The organism is Lysinibacillus sp. NPDC059133 (assembly GCF_042755925.1).
In the GTDB taxonomy this organism is placed as follows: Bacteria; Bacillota; Bacilli; order Bacillales_A; family Planococcaceae; genus Lysinibacillus.
Genome location: NZ_JBHZDH010000029.1, coordinates 23,259 through 38,151, shown reverse-complemented (window position 1 = coordinate 38,151; position 14,893 = coordinate 23,259). Strand labels below are relative to the sequence as shown.

General features: G+C 36.3%; 16 protein-coding genes. 12 read left to right on the top strand and 4 right to left on the bottom strand.

The window, feature by feature from the left end:
• Positions 1-5: 5 nt before the first annotated feature.
• The 3 genes from ACFXN8_RS15660 to ACFXN8_RS15650 all read left to right on the top strand — a co-directional run bounded on the left by ACFXN8_RS15660 (position 6) and on the right by ACFXN8_RS15650 (position 3,418).
• Positions 6-743, top strand: coding sequence for an IclR family transcriptional regulator (locus ACFXN8_RS15660; RefSeq protein WP_386846348.1), 738 nt, complete (start codon positions 6-8; stop codon positions 741-743).
• Positions 744-1,280: 537 nt separating this feature from the next.
• Positions 1,281-2,477 carry a CaiB/BaiF CoA transferase family protein gene (locus ACFXN8_RS15655; RefSeq protein WP_386846346.1) on the top strand — a complete coding sequence of 399 codons (1,197 nt, stop codon included), beginning with the start codon at positions 1,281-1,283 and terminating at the stop codon, positions 2,475-2,477.
• A 14-nt stretch (positions 2,478-2,491) separates the two neighbouring features.
• Entirely contained in the window at positions 2,492-3,418 is a 927-nt protein-coding gene (locus ACFXN8_RS15650) for a hydroxymethylglutaryl-CoA lyase (RefSeq protein WP_386846344.1), read from the top strand.
• A 286-nt stretch (positions 3,419-3,704) separates the two neighbouring features.
• Here ACFXN8_RS15650 and ACFXN8_RS15645 read toward each other — a convergent pair whose 3' ends face one another.
• Positions 3,705-4,046 (bottom strand): MerR family transcriptional regulator, encoded by a 342-nt coding sequence (locus ACFXN8_RS15645; protein ID WP_376070550.1) that lies wholly within the window; start codon positions 4,044-4,046, stop codon positions 3,705-3,707.
• A gap of 152 nt (positions 4,047-4,198) precedes the next feature.
• Between ACFXN8_RS15645 and ACFXN8_RS15640 the strand changes: the two genes are divergently transcribed.
• The 5 genes from ACFXN8_RS15640 to ACFXN8_RS15620 all read left to right on the top strand — a co-directional run bounded on the left by ACFXN8_RS15640 (position 4,199) and on the right by ACFXN8_RS15620 (position 7,578).
• Positions 4,199-5,398, top strand: coding sequence for an MFS transporter (locus ACFXN8_RS15640; RefSeq protein ID WP_376070547.1), 1,200 nt, complete (start codon positions 4,199-4,201; stop codon positions 5,396-5,398).
• 18 nt (positions 5,399-5,416) lie between these two features.
• Positions 5,417-6,112, top strand: a complete 696-nt coding sequence (locus tag ACFXN8_RS15635; protein ID WP_386846342.1) for a hypothetical protein — start codon at positions 5,417-5,419, stop codon at positions 6,110-6,112.
• A 418-nt stretch (positions 6,113-6,530) separates the two neighbouring features.
• Entirely contained in the window at positions 6,531-6,896 is a 366-nt protein-coding gene (locus ACFXN8_RS15630; RefSeq protein ID WP_375350493.1) for a DUF2089 domain-containing protein, read from the top strand.
• 13 nt (positions 6,897-6,909) lie between these two features.
• Positions 6,910-7,290: an SHOCT-like domain-containing protein gene (locus tag ACFXN8_RS15625; protein WP_386846339.1), complete on the top strand. Its 381-nt coding sequence runs from the start codon at positions 6,910-6,912 to the stop codon at positions 7,288-7,290.
• Between the two features lie 6 nt (positions 7,291-7,296).
• Positions 7,297-7,578, top strand: a complete 282-nt coding sequence (locus ACFXN8_RS15620) for a hypothetical protein (protein ID WP_386846337.1) — start codon at positions 7,297-7,299, stop codon at positions 7,576-7,578.
• Between the two features lie 262 nt (positions 7,579-7,840).
• On the opposite strand, the gene ACFXN8_RS15615 is transcribed toward ACFXN8_RS15620, so the two are convergent.
• On the bottom strand, positions 7,841-8,449 hold the full coding sequence (locus ACFXN8_RS15615) for a transglutaminase-like domain-containing protein (protein WP_386846335.1): 609 nt from the start codon (positions 8,447-8,449) through the stop codon (positions 7,841-7,843).
• Positions 8,450-8,624: 175 nt separating this feature from the next.
• Between ACFXN8_RS15615 and ACFXN8_RS15610 the strand changes: the two genes are divergently transcribed.
• Entirely contained in the window at positions 8,625-9,800 is a 1,176-nt protein-coding gene (locus ACFXN8_RS15610) for an oxalate decarboxylase family bicupin (protein ID WP_376070634.1), read from the top strand.
• A gap of 41 nt (positions 9,801-9,841) precedes the next feature.
• Here ACFXN8_RS15610 and ACFXN8_RS15605 read toward each other — a convergent pair whose 3' ends face one another.
• Positions 9,842-10,993, bottom strand: coding sequence for an MFS transporter (locus tag ACFXN8_RS15605; RefSeq protein ID WP_376070535.1), 1,152 nt, complete (start codon positions 10,991-10,993; stop codon positions 9,842-9,844).
• A gap of 100 nt (positions 10,994-11,093) precedes the next feature.
• On the opposite strand from ACFXN8_RS15605, the gene yeiL reads away from it, so the two are divergent.
• Complete coding sequence (yeiL, locus tag ACFXN8_RS15600; RefSeq protein ID WP_376070532.1) at positions 11,094-11,756, top strand: transcriptional regulator YeiL; 663 nt, start codon at positions 11,094-11,096, stop codon at positions 11,754-11,756.
• On the opposite strand, the gene ACFXN8_RS15595 is transcribed toward yeiL, so the two are convergent.
• On the bottom strand, positions 11,710-12,048 hold the full coding sequence (locus ACFXN8_RS15595) for a hypothetical protein (protein ID WP_386846332.1): 339 nt from the start codon (positions 12,046-12,048) through the stop codon (positions 11,710-11,712). The genes yeiL and ACFXN8_RS15595 overlap by 47 nt on opposite strands.
• A gap of 509 nt (positions 12,049-12,557) precedes the next feature.
• Here ACFXN8_RS15595 and ACFXN8_RS15590 point away from each other — a divergent pair.
• On the top strand, positions 12,558-13,538 hold the full coding sequence (locus ACFXN8_RS15590; protein WP_386846330.1) for a diaminopimelate dehydrogenase: 981 nt from the start codon (positions 12,558-12,560) through the stop codon (positions 13,536-13,538).
• A gap of 336 nt (positions 13,539-13,874) precedes the next feature.
• Positions 13,875-14,837 carry a hypothetical protein gene (locus ACFXN8_RS15585; RefSeq protein ID WP_386846328.1) on the top strand — a complete coding sequence of 321 codons (963 nt, stop codon included), beginning with the start codon at positions 13,875-13,877 and terminating at the stop codon, positions 14,835-14,837.
• Positions 14,838-14,893: the final 56 nt, after the last annotated feature.

Here is a 14,893-nt window from a genome sequence, read left to right as displayed (position 1 = left end):
ACAGATTGATAAAAGCAATTGAAAAAATGATGGAAATTTTATCTTTATTTTCATTAGATAAACCGGAATTATCGATTAAAGAAATCCAACAAAAATTACAAATGCCTAAAAGTACAATTTTCCGTATTTTAAATACCCTTGAGCAGGATGGTTATATCATCAAAAATGATGCGACTCATTTATATTCACTAGGTTATCAATTTTTTAGATTAGGAAGTATTTATCAAAATCATCTTGATTACCGTCATATTGCTTTACCAGAAATGCGTAAGGTGATGTTGGAAACGCAAGAAACAGTAGAGTTAAATATACTCGATGGAATTAGTCGTGTATGCATAGAAAAAATTGATTCACCATTAGATGTTCGGAATTTTGTACGGGTTGGTGAACGAAAGCCCGCTCACTTAGGTGCCTCCGGTAAAGTGTTATTAGCGTTTTTAGAAGAATCAGAGCAAATGCGCATTCTAAAGGAAGTTCAGCTAGAAGAAGACATTGATATAAAAAAAGTTCTAAATGATCTTCAGCAAATTCGTAAAGATGGCTATGCATTTACACAAGGAGAACGTATTGTTGGTACATATGCAATTGCCGCACCGATTCTAGGGATCAATGGCACAATTATTGCAGGCCTTACGATTGCCGGACCACTGCAACGAATATCTGAAGAAAAAGCAGCTTTGTTGAAAGTAAAATGTATTGAAAGTGCAAAGATGATATCTAAATATGTAGGCTATTTTGAATAGAAATTAGTCTACATCATGCGTTCCATTGTAAAGAAAATGATGAATCGTTTATTTCAATTAATAGAAGAAAATACGATAGCGGGAAAAATTTTAATTAGATACAATTGGTACACTTATTATTGGGATGCATGAAAAAATGTACAACAATTTGAAGCATTAATTGTGGTGATTTTACACTTATTGCATCCGACAAAAAAATCAATAAACTAACAGCAGCATTTATTAATGGGTGTCACTTCTGTTGCAATTGAATTAGATGAAGGCAATCAGTGAAGTAAAGGACACCCTGCTGTCCACGCAAAATGGCAGCAAAGGTTTCAATCATTGAGCAAATCTAGCTAAATATACTTGATGACTCAACAGTTCATTAAACATCCGGGATTTAATACACTATTTTACTGAAAATAATCTGAATATTCTGTCTTGTATAGCGATTTGTGAATTATTTCCTTTACCGAGCATAGAAGAGCAACCAACAATGAAACGTATCAATAACCTTAAAAATGATGCTATCAATTAGCAGGAGGAGGGATTTCAATGAGGATGGGGCCATTAAAGGGAGTACGAATTTTAGATTTATCAACAATGATTGCAGCGCCATATGGGGCAACGTTATTAGCTGATTTTGGCGCGGAGGTCATTAAAATTGAAATGCCTAATAGAGGAGATTCACTACGTAGTATGGGGCCGTTTAAAGGAGATGAACCACTTCGCTGGCCAGCGCTTGCGCGTAATAAAAAATCCTTAACACTTGATCTACATGGCGAAGAGGGGCAAATGATATTAAAAAAACTGATTACTAAGTCAGATGTTATCATTGAAAATTTTAGACCAGGTACATTAGAAAAATGGGGACTTAGCTACGAGATATTAAAAGAAGCAAATCCAGATATTATTCTCGTGCGTGTAAGTGGCTACGGACAAACAGGACCATATGCACATAAAGCAGGCTTTGGTACGCCCGCAACGGCATTTAGTGGCTTTACATATTTACATGGCTATACAGATCGTCCGCCAATTAGTCCATCCTTCTCATTAGTAGACTACATTACAGGTGTTTATGTTGCATTTGCAACAAGTACAGCGCTATTCTACCGTGATGCTAAAGATGGAAAAGGACAAATGGTCGATATTGGTTTATATGAATCAGTGTTCCGCATGATGGAATTCCTTGTAGCTGACTATGACCAAAATGGTGTTGTTAAAGAGCGATCGCCAGGCTTAAGTGGACACTCGAGTCCAGCAGGTACTTTTCAAACCAAGGATGGACATTGGGTTGTATTAGTAACAAGTTCAGATCGTACATTTGAACGCCTTGCTGCTGCGATGAACCGAGAGGATATGTTAGTAGACGAGCGCTTCTATACAAACAAAGTTCGTCTTGAAAACTTTAATTTAACAAATGGAATTGTAGCGGAATGGGTGAAATCATATCACCGTGATGAGCTACAAAAGAAGCTCGATGAATTTGGTGTGCCGATTAGCCCAATCATCAGCATTGAAGATATTTTCAATAATGAGCAATATCAAGCACGTGAGAACATTGTAGAGGTTGATCATCCGCGTTTAGGTAAAATTAAAATGCCGGGGATTGTGCCGAAATTCTCTGAAACACCGGGAGCTATCGTAAATGTGGGACCTGATTTAGGCGAACATAATGAATACATTTTAAAACAAATTATCGGCTTAACAGATGAGGAAATCGAGAGTTTGAAAAATAAAGAAATTATTTAGGAGTTGATCGAAATATGTTGGATCCAGTAATGATTACAGAAGTCAGTCCTCGTGATGGATTTCAAATAATTAAAGAGAACATTCCTACAAATGATAAAGTAAATATTATCAATCGTTTAATAGACTGTGGCTTTAAACAAATTGAAGTTACTTCTTTCGTTCATCCTAACGCTGTACCACAACTTAGTGATGCGAGTGAAGTGTTAAAAAGGATGCGTCGTGACAGAGATGTTATTTTCCGAGCACTAATTCCGAACTTAAAAGGGTTAGAGCGTGCTATTGAAGCAGGCGTAAACAAGGTAAAGCTAATGCTATCATCAACAGATTCTCATAGCCTACACAATGCTAATGCGAGAACACTAGATGCTATGAAAGATTTTCCTGGAATTTCACGAAGTTGTAGGGAAGCGGGCATTAAGGCATCGGGTTCTATTTCGGTGGCATTTGGTTGCCCATACGAAGGGCATGTACCAATTGAACGACATATTATGCTGTGTGAGAAATATGACGAAATAGGTATTACTGATATATCTTTGGCCGATACAACAGGTATGGCTAATCCTTACGCAATAAAGGGAATTGTCAAAACATTACGTGAAAAATTCCCTCATTTCCACTTTTCCCTCCACCTTCATAATACTAGAGGGATGGCTTTTGCCAATGCGGTTGCAGGCTATGAAGCAGGTATTCGAGATTTCGATAGCTCCATTGCAGGCCTTGGAGGATGTCCATATGTACCGTTAGCAACTGGAAATATTGCGACAGAGGATATTATCCATGGCTTTGAGGAAATGGGCATTACGACCAATATCGATTTAGATGCTGTATTAGTACTAGCACGTGAAGTACAGCAAAGGTTCCCTTACTATGCTAGTAGCTTTCTAGTAAAAGCGGGGAAAAATTCTGAGTTAAGTATTTCTCCAGGCGGACAAAGAAAGTAGTGAAAGATGAATTATCCAGTAAAATCTTGGACTTAGAATTGGTTGTTGAATCGGTCCAACAACAGTGATTGAACGGTTAGCGGATATAAAAATGCAAACAGATTACGGTATAAACAAGTCTAGAAAGATTAAAAATCTTATTTGAGATTGTCAAAAAAGACACATAAAAGAAATTTTAAATTACGTTGTTTAAGTAGAATCTAAAAAAATCCCTATTGTGTGAAATCAGCACGATGGGGATTTTTCATTAATGTTGTTTTCATTCTTAGAAAATTATTAGAATACATTACTCGATTTCTTGTTCTTTATCAGCCGACGAATTTGCCAATTTTAAAAATACTTCGTTAATATTTTTCATGCGGTTTTCAACTTTTTTAGCGGCTGCATCGAGAGTAAATCCTTCATCAATGAGCTCCTGAATTAAAAGAATTTTTTTGATATTTAAGTAGTTATATCTACGAGTAGTACCTTCCACTTCATTTTCTGAATCAATAATACCTTTTTCTTCCCAATAACGAATTTTTCTAGTAGGAACTCCTGTTATATTAGAAACTTCTCCTATTCCAACAACTAATTTGTTCAGTAAATCAAAGTCTAACATAGGATCTATTTCATGTTTTTCGCTCATTTGAATCCCTCCAATACTGTTCGTAACTATTTTACATTAAAAGTAGAAAGGTTACAAATTAGCGTTACTTGGTATTGACATTGATTGTAAATAGGTTACAATCAATGTTAGTAATGTACATTACTTATGAAATCATAAAGGTGGTTTTTTGTATGAATAAGGTCGCTACTATTGAAGACAATGGTAGGAAAAATAATTACAACTTCATTACACTTATTTTATTTTGGTGTGGTCTTGTAGTTGTGTCTAGCCTGTACTTAACGATTCCATTAGTATCGATTTTTGCTGACAATTTCAATGAAACTACTGCTACTGCAGCATGGACTGGTAGTGTATTTTCTCTTTGTTATGCAATTGGCTTATTAATCTTCGGTCAGTTGTCAGATCGACTTGATCGTAAGCAAATTATTTTATTAGGTTTGATATGTTTGACAATTATTTCTCCGATATTGGGAACTGTAGAATCTTTAACTTCTCTTATAGTACTCCGAGGATTGCAAGGGTTCTTAGCAGCAACTTTCGCGCCTGTTGCATTGGCTTACATTGTAGATATTTTCCCAGAGGAAAGGAGAGTAACTGCTACGGGATTTGTTGCTTCTGGCTTTTTAATGGCTGGAATTATCGGTCAGGTGTTTAGTAGCTTAGTAAGTCAGTGGTTAGGCTGGCAAAGTGTATTTTACATTCTTGGAGGAGTCTATTTTTTAACAGCGATTTTAGTAGCTGTTTTAATTCCAAAAGGTGAGAGAACTAATAAAAATGAAAATTTGATGAGCACCATGCATCAACTAAAAACAATTTTTACAAATAAATATTTAATTTATTGTTATATCATAACGGTTACTTTATTACTCTCATTCGTCGGAATGTATACAGTACTAGGAAATTATTTAACTACTAATTTCAACTTAGATGACAATCAAATTTTGTCTGTTCGAGCTGTAGGGATTTTTGGAATGCTGCTCTCACCATTTTCAGGAAAATTGGTGGAGAAATTCGGTATTTACAATGTAATACGAAGCGGTTTATTGCTTGCGGTTATTGGTCTTACTATTCTTGGAATAAGTTCGAACTTGGCCTTTCTAGTTATTATGAGTGTGGTTTTTGTCGCAGGAATTTCAATGACGGTACCATCACTGATTACTGTTGTAGGTCAGTTAGGGGGACAGAGCCGTGGAATGGCTGTAGCATTTTACACATTTATTTTGTTCATCGGTGCCACTTTAGCTCCTATTATTGCTATGAGTCTTTTGAAAACAGGAAATTATTTTTTAACATTTGAAACTTTTGCTGTACTTATTGGAATAGGGCTGTTTGTCTCATTTTTCATTAAACCTAAAAAAGTAAGATACTAGAAAGGGGGGAATAAACGGTTGAAACGTATTCGAATTTTAGTTACTAGTGTTGCCATTGCTGCCATTACTGCCATTACTGTTATTGTTGTGACTTTTGCTATTAATCAAAAATCTAATTACGAGGTGAAGAAAATGCAACAACATGAATTGAAAAATGAAGAAGAAACATATCAAATTGCACTAGATAAAGCTCTAGAGGTGATAGATATTCCTGAAGGATACCATTTCAAAGAAGTTCGTAGTGGTGAACAGAATGATGTAGATGTTTTCGTTTTCCGTTATGAAAAAGAAAATTTAGACAATAATGGGCTAGGGGGAGAGCATTATTCCTTTACAGTCGAACAAGAAAGTCACAAAATCATAGGAATTACATGGATGGATCAACGTTTTGCTTCCAATCAACAGCTTCCATCTGAAAAAAGAACAGAGGAAATTGTTCAAGTGTTTCTGAACAAAATTCAAAGTGGGTTATTTGGTCAATTAGAAAATCAGTGGATTCGCCCTCATGATGAAGATATTAAAGTAAATAAAGAAGCTTTAACGCTTACAGGCATGAAATATAAATGCTATGTACCAGAGAATGATTCATGGGCATGGGTCATCGTCGGTCTTGATGGAAATATTATGGCATTTGAGCAAGACATTAAATGGAAAGGTGGTCGGTTAACAGAAAAATGGTTACATGATAGTTGGCTATTAGAACGTCAATTATAAGGAGTTATTTTATTGTAGATTAGATGGTAGACAAAATCGAAAGTTATTTCAGCGGGTGTCCAAACACCCGCTGAAATAGAGGAACTCAGGCTAAGAACTTTACATCCTGTAAAACGCCTGAGTGACCAACATCGTGCTGTTGCTGTCGCTGCGCTTTCGCACAAAAGACATTTGTTGGTCTAAAGCCTCCGGCGGATTTTAAAAAAACTAAAACAAGCATAACCCCGTTCTATATTTAGGACGGGGTTAAAATATAGTCTATAAGATAATTTACATAAATAGCGAAAACGGTCAATTAATGATTTTAAACAACGAATTGATATTATTTATTTTTAATATTTAAAAGTTTAATTTTTATTATTTGCATTTTCAATTCCTTGTTGTATAATCAAATCAACTAGAAGGAAGGGATATCACTATGGCTTATAAAGTTATCACAAATTGTCCTGTTTGCAGTAAAACATTGAAAATTACAAAGTTACAGTGCTCTCATTGTCACACAACGATTGAAAATGAGTTTGAATTATCTAAGCTGGCATCTTTATCAAAGGATCAGCTTCATTTTGTGGAAGTATTTTTAACTTGCAGAGGGAATATCAAAGAAGTGGAAAAGGAACTGGGGATTTCGTATCCAACGGTTCGAGGCAAACTAACAGACATTATTTCTTCTCTTGGATATGTGCAAAAGAAGAAAAATGAAGTAGATGAGAAAAAAGTTGTTACTATGTTGGAAAATGGCGAAATCACACCAGAAGAAGCCATTAAGCTCTTAAAAGACGAATAGGGAGGTTTTTATTATGAAAGAGGAAATTGCAAGAGTATTAACAATGGTTCAAGAAGGTAAGATTGATGCAGAACAGGGATCAGAACTGATTCAAGTATTAAAAGAAAAAGAAGAAACAAGTAATGAAAAACCGACTAAATATTTAGATAAAACTTTAAAAGTACGTGTTGTATCAGCCGAAAATGATAACGTCATGGTCAATTTGCCTATAAAACTTGTCAAGGTAGTATTAATGGCTGGACTCAGCATCGCAGCGAGTGTTCCTCAAGCGGAAAAATACGTTAAAGATATAGATATAAACCTTATTATTGAAGCAATTGAAAACGAATTAGATGGCCAAATTGTTGATATTAAATCGGCAAACGGGGATACCGTTTCGGTCATTATTGAATAGTTGCTTATGATGCATGTAAAAGTGAAAGCAAAAGGCTTTCGGCTTAACATCCCAATGCCATATACTATTTTAAACATTGTTATTTCAATTTTGTCTTCGAAACTTTTGCAACGAAATTTAAACAAATGGACAAAAGAGCATTTCGAAAGAAAGAAACTGGACTTTACCTTCCCGCTAATAGAGAAAAAAACGCTAAGGCCTATCGTCAAAGAACTGAAAAATCATAAGGGAATCGTACTAGTAGATGTCAAAGCTAAGGACGGCACTGAGGTTAAAGTTAGACTATAATATTAACACTGACTAGCATTTGAAAAAAAGCCTAATTTCTCGCTTGCAACTGAAGAAAATAAATTCTTAAAGATGCAATTTCTATTGCATCTTTTTATTGTTTTTACTTTAAAGAGAAGGTTGTTCAATTTCTGCCTTTCTTACTCCTGAGAACTCTTCGATAACAACTGCAAGAAAAAACTCCAATTTAAAAATTTTTTGATAAAAATGGAGTTTTTATATGAAGATTATTTTAATAAGCGTTATTTAACTACAACCCCTGTTATATACTTTCAGGTAAATAGTGCTTATACATTTCCAATACATCCGTATGCTTCTTTAATACAGCAATGATTTTGGGGTTTGGCTTTATAAAAATAACAGAATAATCTTTTTCACCAAGTTCCTTGTTAATTGGAAAAGCTAATTTTTCTTCATCTATTGAAAATTGAGCATTAACCCCAGTTTTATTTCCACGAGCATCTAATCGTATCCACTTTTTATGGGATTTAAGATATACAGCATTTATTGCATGAACCAAGTATCCTTTTTCTGGGGTATCAAACAACATTAATCGTTGATAACAGAAACCTGTTGGAATACCTTGCGAACGTAATAATGCTGCTAACAGGTTTGATTTTGCATAGCAAATACCTTGTTTATACTTCAATACGTCTGATGCATGACAAGTAACTTTTTCTCCTTGAATATCCCAAGAATGTGATATTTCATCTGAAACAAATTCAAAAGCAATCTTTGCTTTTTCAACCTCTGTTTGAGTTGAGTTAAATAGTTCCTCAATTTTCTCTTTAATAATTCGGTTAGAGTAATTAACCACATCTAATTCAAGTAAGTAATCTTCTAAATCCTCAGATTCAAATATAAATTCCATAAACCATCACCCTTTGTATTTTTATTTGATTGTAGGTATTATTATACAATAAAACAAGATGGTTCATATACTGCCATCCTCGCAACCAAGCTACATGGAAAAGAATAATTCTAGTAATGAATCCATACATATGTATATAACGATTTCTTTATGAAGAGGTGAACTATTGGAGAACATGCCAGATGGCTATTCTTATGTTCCACAGCCTATTCGGAAAGATGGGGCAGGTGGGGTGGATAAAGGGCCGAGAGATATTATGAGGGATTTGGAAAATCCTGATATGCTTGTCCCACCTAAAACGGATGCTGGGCTTGTACCAAATTTAAAATTTTCATTTTCTGATACGCATATGGTTTTAAAACATGGCGGTTGGTCTCGAGAAATTACCGCTCGTGATCTGCCTATTGCTACGACATTGGCAGGTGTCAATATGAGTTTGACACCTGGTGGGGTACGTGAGCTGCATTGGCATCAACAGGCCGAATGGTCGTATATGCTTCTTGGTCATGCACGCATTACAGCGGTCGATCAAAATGGGCGTAATTTTATAGCCGATGTAGGACCGGGCGATTTATGGTATTTCCCACCAGGAATTCCTCATTCCATACAGGGACTTGAAGATGGCTGCGAATTTTTACTAGTGTTTGACGATGGGCATTTTTCAGATCTTAGTACATTTTCAATATCTGATTGGTTTGCGCATACTCCTAAAGATGTGCTGTCCTCCAATTTTGGTGTTCCAACGAGCGCTTTTCAACATATCCCGAAAGAACAAGTCTATATTTATCAAGATCAAGTTCCAGGACCACTAGACACACAAAAAGTACAATCTCCATATGGTACGGTTCCTCAAACCTTCAAGCATCGTCTGCTTGCACAAACTCCTATTAAAACTCCAGGTGGCAGTGTTAGAATTGTAGATTCGACAAACTTTCCTATTTCTAAAAATATCGCAGCAGCACTTGTCGAGATTAAGCCTGGTGCTATGAGAGAGCTGCATTGGCACCCGAATAATGACGAATGGCAATATTATCTACAAGGAAAAGGGCGTATGACAGTATTTGCAGCTAATGGTGTGGCGAGAACATTCGATTATCGTGCAGGAGATGTCGGATACGTGCCATTTGCAAATGGTCACTACATTGAGAATACCGGTACTGAGACATTATGGTTCCTTGAAATGTTTAAAAGTGATAGATTTCAGGATGTTTCGTTAAATCAATGGATGGCCCTTACACCATCTGAGCTAATACAAAGCAATTTAAATATTGGCCCTGAGCTGCTACATGTATTAAGAAAGGAAAAGTGGCCGGTCGTGAAATATCCTGGGTTTTCGTATTATCCAAGGTGAGCATATAGAAAAGCAGGTGAGAAAAATCTCACCTGCTTATTTTAATATTGATATTTATTTCTAGTAGCAAGCAGTATACCGATTGCTGGAATAGTACAAATAAGCATTGCTGCAAATGATAGTCCAGGTGAAATCTCGTATAAATAGCCGCCTAAAAATGTAAGGATCGCTGTACTTAATCCCATTGCTAATGCAGAGTAAAGGCCTTGTGCATTTGGAATTTGCTCCTTCGGCAATGTTTTTGTTAAATAGCTGATAAAAGCGTAATGCGCGAGAGCAAAAGATAATGCATGTAATGTTTGAGAAGCGATAAATACCCAGACATTCGGGAATAGGTAAATAAGTAGCCAACGTAATGATGAACCACTTGCTGCTAAAAGTAATAAGGAAGATGAGCGCCATTTTTTAAATAGTGTATCAGCCTTCATAAAGTATAAGATTTCGCAAATTACAGCGATGTTAATAATCATCCCCATGTAGAATGGGTCGACATGTAAGTCACCTAAATATATATAGCCGTAGCTGTAATAAGAAGCGTGTGCGCCTTGCAATAGTATAACGATTAATAAAACAATAGGGAAACCTTTAATCGTCCATAATGTTTTCATCGACAATGATTTTGCACGTTGTTCTTTTGTCGGTACAACGAGTAACTCTTTTGGTGTAGCCATTTGCTGCATCAACAGCATACCGATTAGGCCGGCCACCATACTCCAAAAGATAATGTTATTGCCAAATGCACCTGTCAGCATACTAATGATTAATACTGCAATGACAAAGCCAAGGGAACCATAGGAACGGCTTTTACCATAGTGTACATTTCCGTGCTGTACGAGCGTTGCCGCACTACTTTCAACGGCAGGTAGCAGTGCTGGATAGAAAACACTAAATAAAAGGGTAACAATAAGAAGCGAGATAAAGCCCGTGCTTAGTATGTAAAGTAAAGTTGTAATTAGGGCACCTATTGCTAGAATGCTAGTGAGTCGTTTATTATTCACATATTTTGCAAGCGTCGGGAAGAAAAAGAGATTTGAAATTGCCCGTGCTAAAAGACCGCAGCCCATTACAACGCTAGCCTCTGAAACAGTAAGGTGTTTGGCATCTACAAGCCAACCAGTCCAATAAGGTAAGAAAATACCCCATGTAATGAAAAATGCAAAGAAATTTTGAGAAAGCCATCGTTGATTGTTCATAAATTTTACGTACCTCCAATTTAACTATGTTGAATAATAGCACGTTCATCGTTACAATAATGTGAGATATCTCATGTTTTTTTGGAGGAGAGAGTAAAAAATGCATAAACTGACAGCTGAGGAACGTTCATACTATCTCGATAAATATCCAATTGATGATTTTTTCTCATTTGATATTGACCCGTATTTGGAAGTATGTAAGTTTGACAAAGGCGAATGGATTTTTACAGAAGGATCATTTCCAGATACGCTGTACTACATGATTGAAGGAAAAGCGAAAATATATATGACGCATAAAAACGGCAAGGTCTCGCTTATCGAATACCCAGAGCCACCGCGTTTTATGGGTGAAATTGAGTTGCTTAATGAGGCGAGATATACGAAGGGGATTCAGACAGTAACTGAGACGATTTGTTTTTCGATTACACAGTCCTGCAAAGAAAAGTTACTCACGGATGTACTATTTTTACGTAAAATTTGTGTGTTTTTAGGGGAAAAGGCGACCAAAATGACGTCAAAATATACACAAAATCAAGCATATCCACTTGAAAATCGACTTGCTGCCTTTATCCAATTATCGTCAGATCAAGGTATTTATAAAGAAAAGCATACCGAAATCTGTGAATATTTAGGGGTTTCTTACCGACATTTATTATATGTACTTGCACAATTTTGCGAAGAAAAAATTTTAGAGAAGAGAAAGAATGGCTACCACATTATGAATGAAAAGCGTCTTTCCGAATTGGCACAGGAAATACAGTGAACTCTCGCTTATTGTATTCACTTTTTTTAACTAACCAGCGCGCTATCTCCTTGCCGCTATGGTAAAAGTTAGCCTCATTGACTCTTTGGTTTTGTACGGAGATTGTTAGGGTTTCTTCTATAACGCCAAAAGGTATAACCCTTAAATATTGGTGTGTGTTGAGTGGGATCTTTTTGTGCTTTACCTCAATTTCAATGTGAGTTTTAGCAGATTTTTGTGCATTTTGGAATGGACAAGCAAATAATTCTCCTTGTTCCACTGTTGTGCTTGGTGAATAACAATTACTTTTCATTCAACATGCCCCCTTTGTCGTTAGTTTTATTGTACAAGACATACGGTCGGAATAGTCTCAATTTACAAGGCTTTAACGAAAACTTAAAGGTTACTAAATCAATTATGCCTCGGCATAATTGCGTCCGGAATCGGCTTTGTGCTTAGGCCTGCAGATGTTTTTTGCGCGAAAGCGTAGCGGCAGCGGCACCGACGCAGGTCAGTTAGCCGTTATCGCATGGATGCGATGATTTTAGGCTAACATCCTCTTGAACTCCTTTCTGATTTCCATGACATCCGCCGGAGGCTTTAACTTCTTTCAGCGGATGTTTTACACCCGCTGAAAGAAGTTAAGTAAAATGTAACCGTATTCATACCATTTATGAATAGAAATCATAGAAAACTTGTATAATTTCAAGAGAAAAACACGTACTCAAACTATTGTGAATTTTCCTAACACAACGTATTATTGTAAGTAGATTTAACGTGAAGGACTTCACATAGTCACGTAATCGTAAGGAGGAATTTTTAATGAGTGCAATTCGAGTAGGTATTGTAGGTTATGGAAATTTAGGGCGCGGTGTAGAGTATGCTATTTCACAAAATCCAGATATGGAATTAGTAGCGGTATTCACACGTCGCGATCCTTCAACTGTAAACATTGCAAGTAATGCAAGTGTATATTTAGTGGATGATGCTGAAAAATTCCAAAATGACATTGATGTAATGATTTTATGTGGTGGCTCAGCAACAGATTTACCAGAGCAAGGACCACACTTTGCACAATGGTTTAATACAATTGATAGCTTTGATACTCATGCGAAAATTCCTGAGTTTTTCGAGGCTGTAGATGCAGCGGCACAAAAATCTGGTAAAGTATCCGTCATTTCAGTTGGCTGGGATCCAGGTTTATTCTCATTAAATCGTTTACTCGGGGAATCAGTTCTACCAGTAGGTACAACTTATACTTTCTGGGGAGATGGTTTAAGTCAAGGACACTCAGATGCTGTGCGTCGCATTGAAGGTGTTAAAAATGCAGTACAATACACATTGCCAATTCAAGAGGCTGTAGAACGTGTTCGCAACGGTGAAAATCCTGAGCTGACAACACGTGAAAAACATGCACGTGAATGCTGGGTTGTACTTGAAGAAGGTGCGGATGCTGCAAAAGTTGAGCAAGAAATTGTGACGATGCCGAACTACTTTGATGAGTATGACACAACAGTAAACTTTATTTCTGAAGAAGAATTTAAAGCAAACCACACAGGCATGCCTCACGGTGGATTCGTTATTCGTAGTGGAGAAAGCGGCGCTAACGAAAAACAAATTCTTGAATTCTCATTAAAGCTTGAAAGTAATCCAAACTTCACGTCTAGTGTTCTAGTAGCATTTGCACGTGCAGCCCATCGCTTAAACCAAGCTGGAGACAAAGGTGCTAAAACAGTATTCGATATCCCATTCGGTCTGTTGTCACCAAAATCAGCTGCTGAATTACGTAAAGGACTTTTATAATTTTAACCTATTAAACTACCCGATTATCATATAGTTGATAATCGGGATTTTTCATTTTTAGCAAGTTATTTTGTTAAATCACTATAAAGGTAAACTGACAATAATTGAAAGCATCATCAAAAGCTGGAGATGACAAAATTAATGACTGCATAATCGCTAACTTTGCGTAAAGCGGACTCATCGATACAACAAATCATTGGGTTTTTTAATGGTAATTAATTGTATTTGTTGTTAAATAAACCCTTTCCCATCCGATATAGATTTAAATGAGTAAATGAGATAAAGACAGTAGTAAGCTTTCTTAACTAAATTGCAATAAAAGGTGAGGTGATTGGAGTGCAAATTAATCTTCAATATGAAGGAGCTACTAGGGAGTACCATAGACAAGAGGCAATTAGCAATCCTAACTCTACAAAGGGGCAAGCTCTTGGCGGAAAAAATGAAATTGAAGTAGAACGTGATGGTAAAGCATATACACTCACTCTATCTGATGAAGTGAAGTATTTAAAAGCTATGACAGAGAAAGAAATCGCAGAAATGGACATGCTATCGGTAAATCCTGATCCTTCCGATATATTTTCATATCGCCCACAGGATCAGTGGCTTATCTTTAGTCAATACTTGAGTGACACAGGTTTTTTTACAGGTAAAGATACACGCACAATTGATGACATAGAAAATATGCTGGTAGACATAACGGACGGTCTGGATAATTTGGATATATCCCAGATGAAAGGAAGGGATATTAAAGCTGGTAGGACGCCGATTGCGCAAGAATTAAGCTCTACAGAAGCACAGTTGGAACTTGCTGCTTCAACAACTGCTTTAAAATTTTTTAGTGAAAAGTATTTAACAGGTGATATGAAACAGGGCTTTGATGACTTAATCGATCAATATGTTAAACATAATGAAAGCCGTGTGATCAATCATGCTTCTCAAGAAGAAAAGTTTTATAGAGGGCGTGCTAAAGTATTTGAGATGCGAGGTATGGATACATCAACTTTAAATGCTGAACGGAAGAAAGATTTAACCATTACAAATAAACTAGGCAAAACAAATTACACTATAGCAGAAATTACTGAGATGATAGAGAGCTATAAAGAAAAATTTAGCACCCTCAAAAATCAATCAGAGGTGGATGCACTGATGTCTCAAATCCAAAAGCAATATTTGGAGTTTGCAACAAAAGGAATCTCTCCATATGACAAAGTCGATGAAGCTGCTAAAGGCTTTATCCAAGATAAATCAGAAAAAACATTTAATCGTATTGCAGACTATTGGAAAAAATTATTGGAATAGGATGCTAGCTTTATCCACTTAACAGCAGAGTTCTTCTTATTCTTTTTGTAATAACG